At 40.9% G+C, this 16,949-nt stretch carries 11 protein-coding genes; 3 read left to right on the top strand and 8 right to left on the bottom strand.

Annotated features, from left to right (window positions below):
* Positions 1–3 precede the first annotated feature (3 nt).
* From BIZ36_RS08255 to BIZ36_RS08245, 3 genes are all read right to left on the bottom strand, one after another.
* Entirely contained in the window at positions 4–1,122 is a 1,119-nt protein-coding gene (locus tag BIZ36_RS08255) for a ThuA domain-containing protein (protein WP_187457418.1), read from the bottom strand.
* Positions 1,123–1,146: 24 nt separating this feature from the next.
* Positions 1,147–1,986, bottom strand: coding sequence for a sugar phosphate isomerase/epimerase family protein (locus tag BIZ36_RS08250; protein ID WP_187457417.1), 840 nt, complete (start codon positions 1,984–1,986; stop codon positions 1,147–1,149).
* 173 nt (positions 1,987–2,159) lie between these two features.
* Positions 2,160–3,047: an AraC family transcriptional regulator gene (locus BIZ36_RS08245; RefSeq protein WP_187457416.1), complete on the bottom strand. Its 888-nt coding sequence runs from the start codon at positions 3,045–3,047 to the stop codon at positions 2,160–2,162.
* 301 nt (positions 3,048–3,348) lie between these two features.
* Here BIZ36_RS08245 and BIZ36_RS08240 point away from each other — a divergent pair, with 301 nt between their 5' ends.
* The 3 genes from BIZ36_RS08240 (at position 3,349) to BIZ36_RS08230 (ending at position 11,387) form a co-directional block, all read left to right on the top strand.
* Positions 3,349–6,522: a PVC-type heme-binding CxxCH protein gene (locus BIZ36_RS08240; protein WP_187457415.1), complete on the top strand. Its 3,174-nt coding sequence runs from the start codon at positions 3,349–3,351 to the stop codon at positions 6,520–6,522.
* 190 nt (positions 6,523–6,712) lie between these two features.
* The gene (locus BIZ36_RS08235) at positions 6,713–9,859 is read left to right on the top strand and encodes a SusC/RagA family TonB-linked outer membrane protein (RefSeq protein ID WP_187457414.1); all 3,147 of its coding nucleotides are present in this window, start codon (positions 6,713–6,715) and stop codon (positions 9,857–9,859) included.
* Between the two features lie 19 nt (positions 9,860–9,878).
* Complete coding sequence (locus BIZ36_RS08230) at positions 9,879–11,387, top strand: RagB/SusD family nutrient uptake outer membrane protein (RefSeq protein WP_187457413.1); 1,509 nt, start codon at positions 9,879–9,881, stop codon at positions 11,385–11,387.
* 90 nt (positions 11,388–11,477) lie between these two features.
* On the opposite strand, the gene BIZ36_RS08225 is transcribed toward BIZ36_RS08230, so the two are convergent.
* From BIZ36_RS08225 to BIZ36_RS08205, 5 genes are read right to left on the bottom strand one after another with little or no spacing between them, the layout of a single operon-like run.
* The gene (locus tag BIZ36_RS08225) at positions 11,478–12,884 is read right to left on the bottom strand and encodes a sodium:solute symporter family protein (protein WP_187457412.1); all 1,407 of its coding nucleotides are present in this window, start codon (positions 12,882–12,884) and stop codon (positions 11,478–11,480) included.
* Positions 12,874–13,095, bottom strand: coding sequence for a hypothetical protein (locus BIZ36_RS08220; protein ID WP_187457411.1), 222 nt, complete (start codon positions 13,093–13,095; stop codon positions 12,874–12,876). Before BIZ36_RS08220 ends, BIZ36_RS08225 begins: the two co-directional genes overlap by 11 nt.
* Positions 13,096–13,097: 2 nt before the next feature.
* The gene (locus BIZ36_RS08215) at positions 13,098–13,868 is read right to left on the bottom strand and encodes a 3-ketoacyl-ACP reductase (RefSeq protein WP_187457410.1); all 771 of its coding nucleotides are present in this window, start codon (positions 13,866–13,868) and stop codon (positions 13,098–13,100) included.
* Complete coding sequence (locus BIZ36_RS08210) at positions 13,865–15,304, bottom strand: oxidoreductase (RefSeq protein WP_187457409.1); 1,440 nt, start codon at positions 15,302–15,304, stop codon at positions 13,865–13,867. Before BIZ36_RS08210 ends, BIZ36_RS08215 begins: the two co-directional genes overlap by 4 nt.
* Positions 15,305–16,684, bottom strand: coding sequence for a glycoside hydrolase family 88 protein (locus BIZ36_RS08205; protein ID WP_187457408.1), 1,380 nt, complete (start codon positions 16,682–16,684; stop codon positions 15,305–15,307).
* Between the last annotated feature and the right edge of the window lie 265 nt (positions 16,685–16,949).

Genomic DNA, 16,949 nt, shown 5'->3' with positions numbered 1-16,949 from the left:
ATTTTATTTTAGGTCTTCTACCCTTAAGTTGGTTTGTGGCCAATATTCATCCTTTCTAAACTCAAACTGTGTTGGCTTATAACTGCCCACTATATCCACTTTAGCATTATTTGGAACCGGTAGGTCAAGAGCCCAAAAGGCAGCGTTTACTACCAGTCTTCGTGTGCCCTCAATGGTCAAATCAACTGCAGAAAAAGCTGTTGAAGTAAAGGATTTACCTTTCTTGCCTCCCGGAAGTTGATAACTTTTAGTCCAAGCAACGGGCATTAGAGGAGCACTCACATCGTCTCCGTTATTATTTGTTTTGGCTACCTCATCATCCGAAGGTTTCATCCCAAAAAACATATCATTTTCATCAAATTCTCCCTTGCGGTCCATTACCTTTCCCAAGACCACAGGTTGGGAATCTCCCGGTAAGGGCAATCGAACACCATATACGTCTGCAGAGGCCCAAACGTCCCCGTCAGAAATTCCGTTGAGAAGACCTGTGGATTTAGCCTCATCCACAACAACACCCAATGTACTTTGATGTTTATGATGTCCATGGTGAAACCTCCAGTTTTCACCTAACACCAACCTACCAAAACCGCCTTCCCATTCGGTTTTCTCTCCCTCATAATAGTTGCCATAGTGCTTATAGGAAGACACGTCCTCCTCCTTAAAATTAAAGGCGTGGGTGGCCGTTCTTAGACCTATAACCGGCTTACCAGCCATTAGGTAATTATCAATATGTTTCATTTGCTCATCTGGAAGAGCTCTAAAACGGGTCGAAATTATCATTAAATCGGCGTCATCAAGAGCTTCCAGCCCCGGGATATGATTCACATAATTGGCATTGACCAACCCTGGCTGTTCAGGGTCTTGAGCAAAAAGGACCGTACAATTAAAACCATGATGTTCAGCCAAAATTTTTGCCAATTGTGGCATAGACTCCTCTGACCTATATTCTTCATCCCCTGAAATGAGAACTACATTTTTTCCATTAGTTTCCCCATTAAATGTGAGCCATTGAATAGGACCATCATTTACCTCTTCCTGTTCATCTACTTGGGCCTGTTCTTTTTTTTCCTCCTTACAGGCGAACATAAGAATGCATATAAAAAGGGGTAATAACTTCTTCATGGTATATTTTGGTTTTGGTTTGTATTATTTTTTCATTCCTTCCTTAATCAGTTGGAAGCCCTTGGTGTAAATTTCCTCTGAAGGGGAATAATCCCTCCAAACATTGATAGCATTGGCAAATTCTGGAATAACGGTACTAAACGCTTCTATGGTAAGCCAACCGTCATAATTAATATCCCGTAATCCTTTGAATGCCGAATTAAAATCAACTTGACCACTGCCAGGAGTACCTCTATCATTTTCACTTATGTGAACATGTTTAAGGTAGGGTGCAATGGTCTTTATAGCCTGTTCTTGATTTTTTTCTTCAATATTGGAGTGATGTGTATCATACATAGCTCCCAAATTGGGATGATCCACCAATTCTACCATGGTCTTTAAATCTTGCATGGTATTATACAGGTAACACTCAAATCTATTGACGGCCTCCGGCGCCAAAATTATGTTTGACCCAGATGCATATTCGGCTGCTTTGCGAAGCATCTCTGCACTCCACTTCTTTTCGTCCATGGTAGGCGGCTTTCTTGTAAAGAATGCAAAAGTGGAATGAAATGGACCGCAAATGACCTCCACGTTGGCAGCCGCCGCAACATCTATGGTCCATTTTAACCTTTCCAGACCCGCCTCACGATAGCTTTTGTTGTCACTTGCAATATTCTGCTCAGGGGATAAGGAACCTACAGCTGTCACTCCCATGTCAATATCCGTAAAATGGTTGCCCAGCTTGGTGTAGTGGGGCTCCTCACCCTCCCCTAAAAATAGCTCTATGCCATTAAAACCTGTTTCCTTTAAAGTATCTATTATTCCAAAATGCTCTTCAGTAACATGGTTGGTCCAAAGAAGCATGTTCATTCCTATTTTCATAAAAAATTACGTTTGAAAAGTCTCAGTTTCTTCAATCTCCCTTGGACTGAAATCACGAACCTTGACCTAACAAGTTTAATGGTTATTCTAAACTAAGGGAATTTTACAAATCTAAAGTTTAACAATTTTATAGAGTTCCTATATTTTATCAAAGACCACCCTTATTTTTCATCTCAATCGTTTTCGTTGTTTTGCATATTTAAGAACATATTCCTGTATTCATGGGGGCTCAAACCTGTAATTGCCTTGAATTGTCTATTAAAATTGGACAGGGCATTAAAACCACATTCGTAGCTGATTTGTGAAATATTAAAATTGTCTTCCAAGAGTAACTTTCGGGCATGTCCAATTCGTATTTCGTTTACAAACCTTGTAAAGGTTTTGTTGGCTCTTGGCTTGAAATATCTACAGAAGGAAGAAGTGGTCATATTCAACATGTCCGCTACTTCGTCCAAAGCGATCTTTTCCCTAAAATTACTCATGACATAATCGTATACCATACTCATTTTTTCAGAATCACCTCCTTTAAAGGAGTTTACGTAACTAGGGCTGGACAATAATGAGTAATCGGCACAATGGGCCAAAATGTCCAATATTTCAAGTAGTTTTAGAATTCTCTTAAACCCCTTCTCTTGGGAAATCTCCATCAGTAGTTTATAAATTTTGCCGGGGGTTGCCCCATAAAACTCTATACCCCTAAAAGAATTTTCAACAAGTTTGTTAATTGTATAAAATTCCTCCCTCCCTAAGAGCGATTTGCTCAATAAATCATGATCAAAATAAATCACCAGCCCCCTTGTGGACAGGTTACTGTCCGGTTCAAAATAAGGGTCATAACTCCTCCATAAATGAGGTAGGTTAGGACCTGTCATCACCAAATCTCCTTCCACAAAGTTATGCACATGATCACCTACAAACCGGGTTCCTTGTCCTTTGGCTATGTAAGAAATTTGAAACTCGGGATGAAAATGCCAAATAGGATTAAAATGAGGGCCTATCAAATCTTTAAAAATAAAAGTCTCTTTTGCCGTAAGTGTTTTTTCAATGCTTGGAGTACTCATAAATTTCTCTTAAAATTGAAATTCGGATAAATATATGACAAAAAAATACCACCTTTTAGCAAAAAAAGGCAAAACTTTTTTGAAAAAGTGTTTTAAATTTACAACTTGAATCAATAATATGGTGATTTTTGAAGCTATTGATTGCGAATTTTACAACTATAACGTTTGAAAATTTATCGATTTTAAGAATACTTCAATTCAAGTCCAGCACAGCACCTAGTTTAATCGAAAACCGCATTATTGAACGAAACCAAACTAACCAAAAATCTAATTCTAACCTCTTTACCGTTACCGAACAATAATGAAAATTTTAAGTAGATTCCTTACCGCGAGATTACTCCCAATTTTAGTGTTGACCCTTGTTTTTTTGCAAAGTTGCGAAACAGACAAAGGTCCTAGGCTTGAAATTGAACCCAACTCTCACATTGTCTTAATAGGAAACAACCTTGCATCAAGAATGATCCATTTTGGTCATTTTGAAACAGAAATGCAATTGCGTTACCCACATGACTCCCTATTCATTAGAAATATGGGAGATGGGGGTAATACCCCAGGTTTTAGACCGCATTCTTCCAGAAAATCGCCTTGGGCATTCCCAGGTGCGGAAAAATTCCACCAAAACGAACTTTCGAACAATTCCAATAGTGTGGGACATTTTCCAACCGAAGATGAATGGCTAACGGAGCTGGAAGCTGATGTTATCATTGCATTTTTTGGATACAGTGAATCTTTTAACGGCCCAGATGGGTTGGAGAATTACAAGAAGGAATTACAAGCTTTTATTGAGCATACCAAAAATCAAAAATACAATGGCAGAAGCGCACCTCAACTAGCCCTGGTATCCCCCATTGCTTTTGAAGATTTATCGGATGAAATGGACCTCCCTAATGGCGTAGATGAAAACAAAAACCTAAAGCTGTACACGGATGCCATGAGAGAGGTCGCCGCCCAAGATAGTGTATTGTTTGTAGACGCTTTTGAGCCAAGTAAAAATTGGATAGCTACGGCAGAACAACATATTACAAATGACGGATTTCAATTAAATGATTTTGGTTATAAAAAATTGGCTAATTTATTGGTCGATGAAATTTTTGGAGCGGACAAAGCTTCCAATAGCAATAAAAAATTAGTACAGGATGCTGTCAACGAAAAAAACTGGTTCTGGCATAATGATTTTAAGATTCCAAACGGGGTTCATGCCTATGGTAGACGTTATGACCCCTTTGGTCCCGATAATTATCCCTATGAAATTGAGAAAATAAAGCAAATGACCGCTATTAGGGACACTGCTATTTGGCAGGCACTTAATGGCAAAAAAATGGATTTGGCAGCAGCCGATTCCAAGACCAGGGAACTTCCTCCAGTGGAAACCAATTACAAGGTAAGCGATAAAAATGGGACCCCTGAATATCTATATGGGGATGATGCCCTCGCCAAAATTAATGTAGCTCCCGGTTATAAGGTAGAAATGTTTGCCTCTGAGCAAGATTTTCCAGATTTGGCCAATCCTGTCCAAATTTCCTTTGACAACAAAGGAAGGCTTTGGGTAGGAGTCATGCCCAGCTACCCCCATTATAAACCAGGAGATTCCAAACCGGATGATAAACTTTTGATCCTTGAAGATACGAATGGTGACAATAAAGCGGACAAACAAACGGTTTTTGCAGATGGACTACACTTGACCATCGGTTTTGAATTTGCCCCGGAGGGGGTTTATGTATCCCAAGGCACCAATTTGGTACTTCTAAAAGATACGGACGGTGATGACAAAGCAGATGAAACCGAAGTTATCCTTAGCGGTTTTGATGATCATGACACCCATCACGCTATCAGCGCGTTTACAACGGATCCGTCCGGGGCCATTTACATGGGAGAAGGAGTTTTTCTACACACAAATGTAGAAACCGCATACGGCCCGGTCAGGGCTACTAACGGTGGTTTTTATCGCTATAGTCCCCAACAACATCGTCTGGAAAGAACGGCACAATTGTCCATCCCCAACCCTTGGGGTATAGCATTTGATGACTGGGGTCAATACTTTTTTGCACACACCAGTGGTCCAGATATGACTTGGATGATGCCCGGGGCGATCTTACCTAGATATGGCCAAGCCTCACCTAACCCTCAAAACCTGATTGAGGACAAGCATAGGGTACGGCCAACTTCCGGTTTAGAGTTTGTTTCCAGCAGTCATTTTCCAGAGAATATTCAAGGAGACCTTTTGATCAACAACACCATAGGTTTCTTGGGAACCAAACAACACACCATGGTTGATGACCCTAATTCGGCTGGTTATTTAAGCAAGCACAGACAGGACTTGGTTTTCTCCGACGATAAGAATTTTAGACCGGTGGATATGGAGTTTGCCCCAGATGGCTCACTGTACTTTATTGACTGGAGCAATGTACTCATTGGGCACATGCAACACAATGCCCGTGATCCACTTAGAGATCATGCTCACGGTAGGGTATACCGTGTGACCTATCCGTCCAAACCTTTGGTTACTCCTGCCAAGGTTGATGGCGCCACTATAGAAGAACTTTTGGAAAATCTTAAACTTCCAGAATACAGGACAAGATATAGAACCCGAAGGGAATTGAGGGCTAGGGATAAAAACGAAGTGCTTACCAAATTAGGAGAATGGGTGAGCAAGCTTGATAAAGAAAATGAAAAATATGAGCATCATCTTTTAGAGGCCCTTTGGGTTACTTGGGGCTTGAACGATATTGACCAAAATCTGTTGGAGACTCTATTAGAGGCCGACGATTTTAAAGCAAGGGCAGCAGCTGTTGGCGTTTTAAGATTTAGTGGAAACCAAGTACCCAACAAAGCCAAATTATTAATGCAATCTGCAAAAGATGACCATCCTAGGGTACGTTTGGCTACTCTTGTTGCTGCCTCATGGATGGATAAGGAAGATGGAATTCCTATTGTGACCGAGGCCGGTAAAAAAGGATTGGACCAGTGGATGAAAAGACCCTATGAGGCGGCATTAGCCCACTTAAACGATCATAACTTAGGCGAAGAACCAAAGGAAACCATTGAAACCAGTTTAAAAGGTAAGGAGTTGGAACTGTTGCTAGCAGGTCAAGAGATTTACGAACGTGAAGGATTTTGTGCCACTTGCCATCAACCAGATGGTAAAGGCTTGGAAAGTTCAGGTTTCCCTCCTTTAGCGGCATCAGAATGGGTAACCGGCAACCAGGACAGGTTGATAAAACTGACACTTAAAGGAATGATAGGACCTATTGAGGTAAACGGAAAAAAATTTCCGGGACAGGTTCCTATGACGCCATTCGGAGGTATGCTCAATGATGAAGAAGTGGCTTCTGTACTAACATTTGTTAGAAACTCATTTGGTAATGAAGCATCCGTAATCACTCCCGATATGGTTAAAAAAGTTCGGGAAAAGATAAAGGATAAACAAGGATTCTATACATCTGACGAATTGTTAAAAGAACATCCATTTAAATAATGCCTTAATTTTTAGTTTAAATTTTTACGAACAACACTTTTTTGTCATTCATATTTTAACATTCCTACAATTCAATGATAAAAAAATAGAACTATTTGCAATGTAAGAGGTAGACTCAGGTAGTGTACGAATATAACTTTGGGATTGTCATTATTATTTGACAAAGTCATTTAACTCAATCCTAAACATTATGAAGAGACTACTATTAAAAAAGCATTACCTGAGCCTATATACATTGGCCCTGTGTACTGCCTCTTATGGAAACTCCCCGTCTTTGAACGTGGCCTCCATGAGCAAGAAAAAGAGTTCGGAGACCTCCGTTCTTTATCAAGAAAGTACCATTACGGGTACCGTTCTTGACAATAACGGTCAGCCACTCCCCGGCGCAAGCGTTATCGAAAAGGGAACCTCCAACGGAACCCAAACAGATTTTGACGGAAATTTTGAGCTGGAAATCAGCACGGCCAACGCCACCTTAGTGATATCCTATATTGGTTTTGCCAGTCAAGAAATAGCCTTGGACGGACAACCATCCATAAATGTATCATTACAAGAAGATGCCGCACACTTAGATGAAGTAGTGGTCATTGGTTATGGAACCCAAAAGAAAAGTGATTTGACAGGAGCTGTTGGTTCTGTCAAGTCAGAAGAACTGGCAGAAAGACCTGCGGCTTCCTTAAACCAGGCAATGGCCGGTAAAGTAGCCGGTGTCAACATTACCTCGGGATCTGGTAGACCAGGTGGTAGAACGGTGGTTCGTATTCGTGGTAATACTTCCGTAAGTATCGCAAATACGCCCCTTTATGTAATCGATGGCGTTATCTTAAATGCTGTAGATCTCCCTAACGGCAGTACCCCCATCGACTATATGAACCCTAATGACATTGAAAGTATTGAAGTATTGAAAGATGCTTCAGCTACGGCAATTTATGGCGCTAGAGGGGCCAACGGTGTTATCTTGGTCACTACTAAAAGAGGTACTTCAACTGGGTCTACCCGTTTAAATTACGATGTAGATTTTAGCATTGGTACACTTCCTAAAAAGTTAGACTTATTGAATTCTGAAGAATTCTTAAGAGTGGAAGAGATTGCCTACGCCAATGCCGAAAAATACGATCCAGCGGGTTGGGCTGGTGGTGCTTATACAGACCCAACCACCAAAAGAACGGACCCAAGGTTATTCGATTCGGAAGGAAATCCTCTTTACGATACTGATTGGCAGGACGAAGCCATAAGAACTTCCTTTACCCAAAACCACCAGCTTTCCTTTACCGGAGGAACCCAAAAAGGCAATTATGGTCTGTTCATGGGTTTTAGAGATGAAGAAGGTCTTATCGTAGAATCTTGGTTGAAGAGATATTCAGGCAGATTTACCTTGGATACCGAAGTTACCGACTGGCTAAAAGTTGGTGGTAGTTTGAGCTACAACGACCAGAATGAAAAACAAATTGACCAACTAGGAGGTGGTGGCATTACCACCATGCGCCAAGTATTCGAGGCTTTGCCTATCATTCCAGTACGCTACGAAGACGGTTCATGGGGCTCAAATATTGACTACCCAGGTATGGAAGGTGGGGGTAGCCCCGTGGCGGTTGCTAACGATCGTAGGTATTTTTTAAAGACACAGACCGTATTGGGAAATTTTTACAGTAATATTTCCCTTCACAAAAACTTACAGTTAAGAACCACTGTTGGCACCAATATTATCAATCAAAGAAATGATTACTATGGGGGAAGGGAGCTGCGCTACATTGCAAGACCCGATGGTGCCGCCCATGTTGAAAATAGCAGATATAACTCTTGGCAGTTTGAAAATTACCTAACCTATAATAAGGACTTTAATGCCGATAATTCCCTAACGGCAATGCTAGGGCTTTCTTGGCAGCATATTGACGAATTTACTGCACTTGCCTCAACCAGAGGTTTTGCAGATGATTTTTACGGATTCAATAATCTGGGAGCAGGATCTAACCCGCAGACACCTACCTCCGAAAAGATAGCCTACGGCCTTAATTCCTACTTTGGAAGGGTAAACTATAATTATAAAAACAAATATTTATTGACCCTTACCGGAAGGGCAGACGGTTCCTCAAAGTTTGGTCCGGAGAACCAATTTGCTTTCTTTCCATCGGCAGCGTTGGCATGGAGGGTTTCAGGTGAAGATTTCCTATCTCAAAATGAGACCATATCCAATCTTAAGGTCAGGGCAAGTTATGGGGCCACCGGAAACTCGGAGATTCCAGCCTACCGAGCATTGGCCGGTTTAACCAATGGCACCGTAATTTTTAGCGGCGATCGGGCTTCCTATACCATTCCAGAACGTATGGCCAATCCAGACCTAAAATGGGAACGTACGGAGCAAGTTGATGCCGGACTTGAATTGGGACTATTTCAAAATAGGATAGCTCTTGAACTTGATTTGTACAGAAAACTGACTACGGACATGCTTTTAAACGCACCTGTACCATCAACCAGCGGGTTTAGTAACGTCTTTAGAAACGTTGGAAGTATGGAAAACAAGGGTATTGAAATCAACTTGAATACCATAAATGTGGACAACGAACTATTTGGATGGAATACTAATTTTAATATTTCAATCAACAAAAATGAAGTGATTGCCCTTTCCGGTGGTTCCGATATTTTCTTAGGGTCTACTCTAATACGTGAGGGTGAATCATTAAGTACATTCTTTGGGTATATTGATGAGGGAACTTGGAATACCGATGAAGCAGACCAAGCGGCTATTTATGACCGTTTACCTGGTGATATCAAATATCGTGACCTGAATAACGACGGCGCAATCAATAGTGAAGATCGGGCCATTATTGGCAAAGGTATTCCGGATGGCTTTGGTACGTTCTCCAATACTTTTAGATATGGTAACTTGGAATTATTGGTAGACCTTCAATTCCAATATGGTAACAGTATTATGTATAGGGATGAGCACTCTGCGGAAGATCGCCAGACCATAGCCAATAGCTTCGCTACCGTTCTGAATGCGTGGACGCCGGACAATCAAGACACGGACATTGCACAAATAAGACCAATTGCCGCTGGGTACGATACCAATAATGACTCTGGCAAACTAAAGGATGCTTCTTTCTTAAGAGGTAGAAACCTAATGTTGTCGTACGTTTTTGAACCCGAGTTAGTGAAGCGCCTGCACCTTAACCGTCTAAGACTTTACACATCTGTTCAGAACTTTTTTGTATCTACCAAATTTCCTGGTTACGACCCAGAAAGTTCCAATGGAGGTGGTGCCTTTGACCAAGGATTTTCTCTATATGATTATCCAAGACCAAGAACATTTATGGTAGGACTAAATGTTGGACTATAATTTATTAAAAGAAAAAACAATGAAAATTTATAGCAATCTCATAAAAACTATGGCCGTACTTACCGCTGTTTCCAGCTTTGTGGCCTGTAGTGACTTTTTAGATGAAGAAGACGAGTCTAACTTCACCAGTGACACCTATTTTACCAAGGCTGAACATGCCGAAAGTGCTGTAAACGGTATTTATGAACCATTGGTTCCTATTACCAGCAGTGGCTTTGGAGGAGGCACATGGATGATGTTAGAATTTGCCACTGGTTTGGCCAATACCGCTTTAGGACAAGCCACTAATATCTATTTGGTCAAAGATTTGATCAATACTTCTGATAATGGCTACGGAAATAGCTTTTGGAACGAATACTATACAGGAATCTCCAGAGCTAATTTGGCCATTGAGAAAATTCCGGAAATTAATATGGATGAGGCGGAAAAACAGAACTATCTGGCAGAAGCTAAATTCTTTAGGGCTTATTATTACTTTGGTCTGGTAAGAATGTTCGGCAATATTCCTATTATAACAAGCTCAGTTGATTTAACATCGGAAAATCTGTATCCAGAACAAGCAACTGCTGAAGCTGTTTACGATTTAATCGTGGCCGACCTTACCGAGGCGGAAAACTCTACCTTACCTTGGAGGGATGAATCTGGAAGGGTATCCATGGGAGCGGTCAAAACACTATTAGCCGATGTCTATCTAACAATGGCTGGCTATCCATTGCAACAGACTGAGAACTATCAGCTCGCTGCAAATAAGGCGAAAGAAGTAATCGATTCCGGTGTATTTTCGCTTTTCGATTCCTACGATGACCTTCATAATCCAGCAACAAAGAATACTGGAGAATACATATTTATGACTCAATTCGCTGCCAACATCCAGTCCGGTAACTGGCAACCGGGTATTTTGCCTTATAACCTGGGTATTTCTGCATACTCTGCTCAAACCGGTGGAATTTTCTCTACCAACGAATTTGCGGATTCCTATGAGGATGGTGACAAAAGAGCGGACGAAAAGGAATTCTATTTCAGGAGTTATTCTTTAGAGGCGGATAGAAATGACAGTATCAATCTGGGAGCTCCCTATTTATTCAAACACTTTGATATTGCAGCCAATGAAGAATCGGCGCAATCTGATTTAAATTGGTGTATCTACCGCTATGCCGATGTGCTTTTGATGTATGCCGAAGCTTCCAATGAAGCCGGTTCAGGCCCAAGTGCCGATGCTTACGAGGCTGTAAACTTAGTTAGACAACGTGCGGAAGTTCCGGACTTGGCCGGTTTAACTCAAGACACCTTTAGAGAAGCCGTTCGTATTGAAAGGATTCATGAACTAAGCTTTGAGAACAAGACCTGGTTTGACATGGCCCGATGGAGAAAAGCATATAACCCTGTTACCAATATGCTGGAAGATTTTGTAGGTCATACTTATACGTATTTACCCAATAAAGCATTATCAGAACGCGAATTGTTATTCCCGATTCCAACATCGGAGATGCAGAACAATCCTAATCTAGTTCAAAATTCTGGATATTAAATTCCAAAGGAATTTAGAAAAACACTCATCTACACATGAGTAGTTAGTTAATAGTGAGGACAACCTTCGGTTTCGACCGAGGGTTGTTTTTTATTTAGGGGCGAACTTTTTACCAAATACCAAATTTTCAAGAACTACCGCCAAAACCAAAATACCAAATAGAACAAGTTCGATTTGAAGACCTAAAACTGAACTGGGCAACCATCCCAACTTGGAAAAAACAAAGAATAACAATGCCGCAAAGGTGGATATTGGCATCAGAAGAGACAGCTTTTTGGAACTGAGGATACCCGTTAGAATCATGGGCGCCATCATCGCAGTACCCGTAAAGCTGGTACGGGCCAACAAAACTAAATGTTCTGTACTTACAATACTAAAAATCAACGCCAAGACGCCAAATACCACGATAAAAACCCTAGTAATCGATATGGCCTTTTTGTCTTCTATGTGTATAAGTGACCTTAGTTCACTACCCAATGCAAAAATTTGGGAATCCGAGGTAGATATAGCGGCTGCCACCAATCCAATAAGCCCTAAAGCTGCGATTCCGGCCGCTTGGTCGTAAAGCAAAACATGACCTATAAAATCTTGCGTTGAAGCCTCAGGATATAGTACTGCTCCGTACATACCCATAAATAAGGTAGGAAGAATTACCAATATAGCCACCACACCTAATCCAATAGCCATTTTACGTAAGGAAGAGCTGCTTTTCATTATGACAACACGTGTTGAAATCTGGGGTTGTGTAAATGGAAGGCAAATAATTGCCAAAGCCGAAATAATAAAAAACTGGGGTGAAAACAATCCTTTAGGTCCGGGAACGGACAAAAGTTCTTGGTTCACACTCGCTACTTTTTCGAACATCGCTTCGATACTTCCAAAATGCTCAATACAATTATAACCTACAATCCAGATAGTAAAAAAAAGCATGATTCCCTGTAGCGTATCGTTATACATTATAGCCCGCAAACCACCGGTTTCACTATATATTATCATCACAGCGACAATGGAAAGACTCCATACCCAAACAGGCACCACATCAGGAAATGCTGCATTCAAAAAAATGGATATGCCACTTATTTGAACCGCTATATAAGGAATCAAAAAGACGACTGCACCCCCAAAAGCCACATAACCCGCAAATTTCGAACCGTAAGTAGAGACCATTAACCCTGACATCCCCTTAAAATCAAGATGTCTTGCTTTTTTCCTCAAAATCTCTCCCACGCGTATCAGTCCGTAAACCATCATGGTATCAGATACCGCTAAAAATATCCATGCTCCAACGCCATGAGTCCTAAAGAAGTCTGGCATACCAACTACTGTAAAAGCACTGAACAGGGTAGCGGCCGTAGTAAAAAGCCCCATAACAAAACCAATATTTCCTCCTCCCAATAAATAGTTGGAAGTAGTTTTATCCTTGATCCGGGTTCTTCTTACCAAGAAAATCAAGACCACCAAATAGATGGCACTGGCAATTAAAAAATTAGTCAGCATGGTCGTTTCTTTTTTGAATTCTAGAAACACCATAGGCCAATAGCACGAAAAGTACACTCACCAAAAAACCCATCCACATCGTATAGGGCATGCCCAAAAAGTTTGGCTCCGTTTTACCCATGGGAATGACCAACGGCGTAAAGGAGCCTACAAAGAGCAAGCCCGCCAGAATATCCAAGATCAAAAGTGGTCGTTTACGTTTAGTAACCATATTTATAGCGTTCGTATAGACATTCCTCCATCAATTTTTATCGTTTCCCCAGTAGCGTATGGAATAGTACCTTCTACTAAAGCCTTTACAGCTATAGCCACATCCTCTGGTCTACCCAATCTAGGAATCAATGTGAATCCTTCTTGTACCATTCGTTGGTATTTCTCCAAAACAGCAGCGGTCATATCCGTCTCTATTACCCCGGGTTGCACTTCATAAACTGGAATACCTTCCCTTCCTAATCGCACTGCAAACAATTTGGTCATCATGCTCATGCCTGCCTTGGACATGCAATATTCTCCACGAAATATGGAAGCAGTATGGGCGCTTACAGAAGACACATTAACGATACAGCTCTTAAAACCCGACCTCTCTTTTTTACTCTGCAGCATTTGATTTGCTACTTCTTGAGTAAGAAAAAAAGGGCCCTTAAGGTTGATGTCCATCACACGATCATAACTATCAACAGACATTTCTAAAATATCTTTTCGCTCCCTCGGGGCAACACCTGCATTATTTATTAGCACATGCAATACACCCAAATCTTTCTTTATTTGTTGCAGAATTTTTATTCGATCTTCATTTGATGAAATATCGCCCTGGCAGTAAATAATTTTGCTTCCAAATTGCCGTAAATCTTCCAATACTTCAATTACGGAATGTTCTTCCCTAACCCCATTGATTGCCAAATGATATCCATTTTTGGCAAGTTCTTTGGCTATACCCAAGCCAATTCCACGAGAACCTCCTGTAATCAGGACATTTCTGCTCATAACCTTACTTCTTTTTTAATTTCCTTTAAAGTTTGAGCTTCGGGCATTTTCTTATAATAGGCATCCAACGGATAACATCCGGATATCATTGCATTTCTTGGAGCAGTTGTGCAATCAGAAAATGTTCTACAAATTTTGCCTCTAACCAAAGTTTTTCCCTGTAGAATATCCTCGGGCATATTAGGGTAGCTAAGAACCATTCTCCCCAGGCCTATAAAATCTGCCATGCCATTATCAATAACCGCCTCGGCTACATTAGGCAACCATTCCTGTAAATAAGAATAGGCAGAGCCGATGATTACCATATTGGGGAATTTCTTCTTTAGTTCTGCGGTGACTTTAATTTGTCTGGCCACACCAACCAAAGGATCTTCCGGCGGTAAATAGCCATCGGAAGGCGGAAATATAGCCGGCCGAGTGATGTGTGGGGTATAATAAGGGCTTCCGGCGGTAATACAGACCATTTCAATACCCATTTTTTCAAACTCTTCCAGTAACTCGAATACCTCGGTAAGGTCAATGTAGGTACCGTCCCCATTAACTCCAAAGCCTTCTTCATAGGTACCTTCAACCGTTTTAGGAATTCCAATATTTTCTTTATCCTTCTCAAAGGGAATGAAATCAAAAGCGCTTAACCGCACACCAACTGGAATATTAGAGGTTTCTTTAATGCCTTCTACTATACTCCTTAAAAATCGAAGTCGATTTTGCAAAGATCCACCGTATTTACCCTTCCTTGTTTTAGCACTTAAAAACTCGTGTCCCAAATATCCATGACAATGTTTAATATCTACAAATTGGAAACCGGCTTCCTTGGCTAATTGTGCCGCCTTTATAAAATCTTGAATCAGGTTTTCAATTTCATCATCCGTCATAGGAAGATGGTTTTTGGACAAATTGAATTTGTCATTCAAAATGGAGTGATCATACAAAGTCCAGGGCTGTCTGGTCCTATCTTCATTAGGAACTGAAAACCTACCCGAGTGGGTTAGTTGCAATCCGATAACCAAATCCGAATCATCACCAAATTTTTCCCGATGGTCATTGCGAAGATTTTTGTAGAGTTCTTTAAATGCCGGAAGATTTTGAGAGTTTATTATTAACTGATGAGGGTTTGCCCTTCCGTCTGGCCTAACCGCGACTGCTTCACATCCCCATAACAATTTGGCTCCACTAATGGCAAAGTTGTGCCATCTTCTTCTAGTATGATCGGTAGGTAGTCCATCTTTGGTTCCGTCCCAACCTTCCATAGGAAGGATACAGAATCTATTGCCTATGTTGAATCCTGTAGCTGTCTTTATTGATGCTCCCAAGGAAGACGTTCCGCTTGAGGCTAATGTCTCTTTAAATGGAAGTTCTGCCTTTATTCTTTCTGCATGTTCAAGGAAGTCTTTTGTAGTCTTGAGCTGGGCTATTCTTGTTATTTTTTGTGCCATTTAAATAATATCCTTGTAAAAAGTGTAATAATATGATTCAGTGGCCATTCCTTGAATATAATAAGCCAACTCTCTAGCATGATAATCTCCCCACATACACGCCTCTCCATTAGGAATTTTACTACCTTCGGGAATGTGATCCCAGCCATTGGGCCTATGATAAATGGTATGCAGCAATAAACCTTGATGACCCGTATCAGAGCTCAAAAAAGGCTTGTCAAACAAGGTGTTGGCAACTGTTAAGCCTGCGGAAATATATCTTTTTGAATTCTCTTTATCTATATCCTTCAAATAGTTGCCCAACCGCAGGAGACCCTGAGCTCCAATAGCTGCCGCAGAACTATCAACAGGTTCATATTTATTAAAAGGCTGGGAATTCTCATTTTGCCAATCATTCAAATTAGAAAGACCCGGAGCACCTGTATCCCAATACGGAATTCCATCCTTAGCCGTATTTTTAATATAAAAATCACAAGTGGCCTTGGCCGCCTTGAGATACGTTTCCATAATTAGGTCCTTACCCCCAATATCTTCGAGCTCTGCCAATTGACCAACACTCTGCAAAAACTCCAATTGCTCTGCAAAACCGAGCATTGCCCAACTCAGACCCCTTGTCCAAGTAGAGTAACCGCTATATCCCTGTTGCGTGGAAGGGGACCTAAAATTCCCATCATTGGTATTAAATATAGCCTCATGCGCCGTTCTACCCCACTCATCATACTCATCTCTACCTTCACCATAAAATATGGAATATTTTGCAGTTGCCAGACCATGCAGACAAGCACGCTCCAACAAGTTGATATGAACATCGTTTTCCGAAGAGGATTCGTGTCCCAACATTCTCCCCACCACTAATATTCGAATGGTCCTTATCGTATCAACAAACAAGGAATGCGGTCCGTTAAAGGAATAAATAAACCCCCCATCCGGAAGGTGGGTCCATCTTTGGGCCTGTACTGATGCAGATAATTTTAATGCTAACTGACAATAATTTTTAAGCCAATCATTCTTATCTACCTTTCCTTCATTTAGTAGTCGTAATAAATTACCATAAGTACTAAGATTATTGAACCCATGGTCATGAACTCCAAAATGGCTTACATGTGAAGTCATTTGGTTCTTAATATTATCTATAGCAATATTGAGAAAGAAACTATCGCCAGTGGCATCAAACTGAAACAGTTCGGACCCATACTGAAACCCTTGTGTCCAATCTGTCCAACTTCTAGGCTCATAAACACCATTTACAGTAACTACAGGGGAACCTTTCTTTCCCTGTAATCCTGCATGCATGCTTTTAATCTTGTGGGAGGAGTATGTCCAAAGGTTATTGCACTTACCCAGTAAGTCCTTTGGGGTTAATTCAAAATTTATATTCATTGGTTGTCTGTTCTTCTTTAAAACTAAGTATAAATTGAATTGTATTCAATACACTTTAGTTAAAAATAAGAAAAAAGCACTTTGTGCGACCCAATAATATATAAAGAAGAAAGAAGTTTTATGGTGAGGGGGCAATTAAGATCAACCTATTACCACTTTCCTACTAAGTATACCCCATAAAAAAAGCCCCTTCACAACATGTGAAGGGGCTTTCGTAAGAAAGGCGGCGACCTACTCTCCCACTTGGTGTAGCAGTACCATCGGC

Origin of the sequence: Cytophaga sp. FL35 (genome assembly GCF_014349235.1) — a bacterium.
Classification (GTDB): domain Bacteria; phylum Bacteroidota; class Bacteroidia; order Flavobacteriales; family Flavobacteriaceae; genus Euzebyella.
The sequence above is the reverse complement of the archived record's forward strand: the minus strand, read 5'-3'. Positions and strand labels throughout refer to the sequence as shown.

What these genes read in the sequence shown, in the direction of transcription:
- BIZ36_RS08255 (WP_187457418.1), bottom strand. Translation starts at nt 1,122, where the DNA reads ATGAAGAAGTTATTACCCCTTTTTATATGCATTCTTATGTTCGCCTGT.
- BIZ36_RS08250 (WP_187457417.1), bottom strand. Translation starts at nt 1,986, where the DNA reads ATGAAAATAGGAATGAACATGCTTCTTTGGACCAACCATGTTACTGAA.
- BIZ36_RS08245 (WP_187457416.1), bottom strand. Translation starts at nt 3,047, where the DNA reads ATGAGTACTCCAAGCATTGAAAAAACACTTACGGCAAAAGAGACTTTT.
- BIZ36_RS08240 (WP_187457415.1), top strand. Translation starts at nt 3,349, where the DNA reads ATGAAAATTTTAAGTAGATTCCTTACCGCGAGATTACTCCCAATTTTA.
- BIZ36_RS08235 (WP_187457414.1), top strand. Translation starts at nt 6,713, where the DNA reads ATGAAGAGACTACTATTAAAAAAGCATTACCTGAGCCTATATACATTG.
- BIZ36_RS08230 (WP_187457413.1), top strand. Translation starts at nt 9,879, where the DNA reads ATGAAAATTTATAGCAATCTCATAAAAACTATGGCCGTACTTACCGCT.
- BIZ36_RS08225 (WP_187457412.1), bottom strand. Translation starts at nt 12,884, where the DNA reads ATGCTGACTAATTTTTTAATTGCCAGTGCCATCTATTTGGTGGTCTTG.
- BIZ36_RS08220 (WP_187457411.1), bottom strand. Translation starts at nt 13,095, where the DNA reads ATGGTTACTAAACGTAAACGACCACTTTTGATCTTGGATATTCTGGCG.
- BIZ36_RS08215 (WP_187457410.1), bottom strand. Translation starts at nt 13,868, where the DNA reads ATGAGCAGAAATGTCCTGATTACAGGAGGTTCTCGTGGAATTGGCTTG.
- BIZ36_RS08210 (WP_187457409.1), bottom strand. Translation starts at nt 15,304, where the DNA reads ATGGCACAAAAAATAACAAGAATAGCCCAGCTCAAGACTACAAAAGAC.
- BIZ36_RS08205 (WP_187457408.1), bottom strand. Translation starts at nt 16,684, where the DNA reads ATGAATATAAATTTTGAATTAACCCCAAAGGACTTACTGGGTAAGTGC.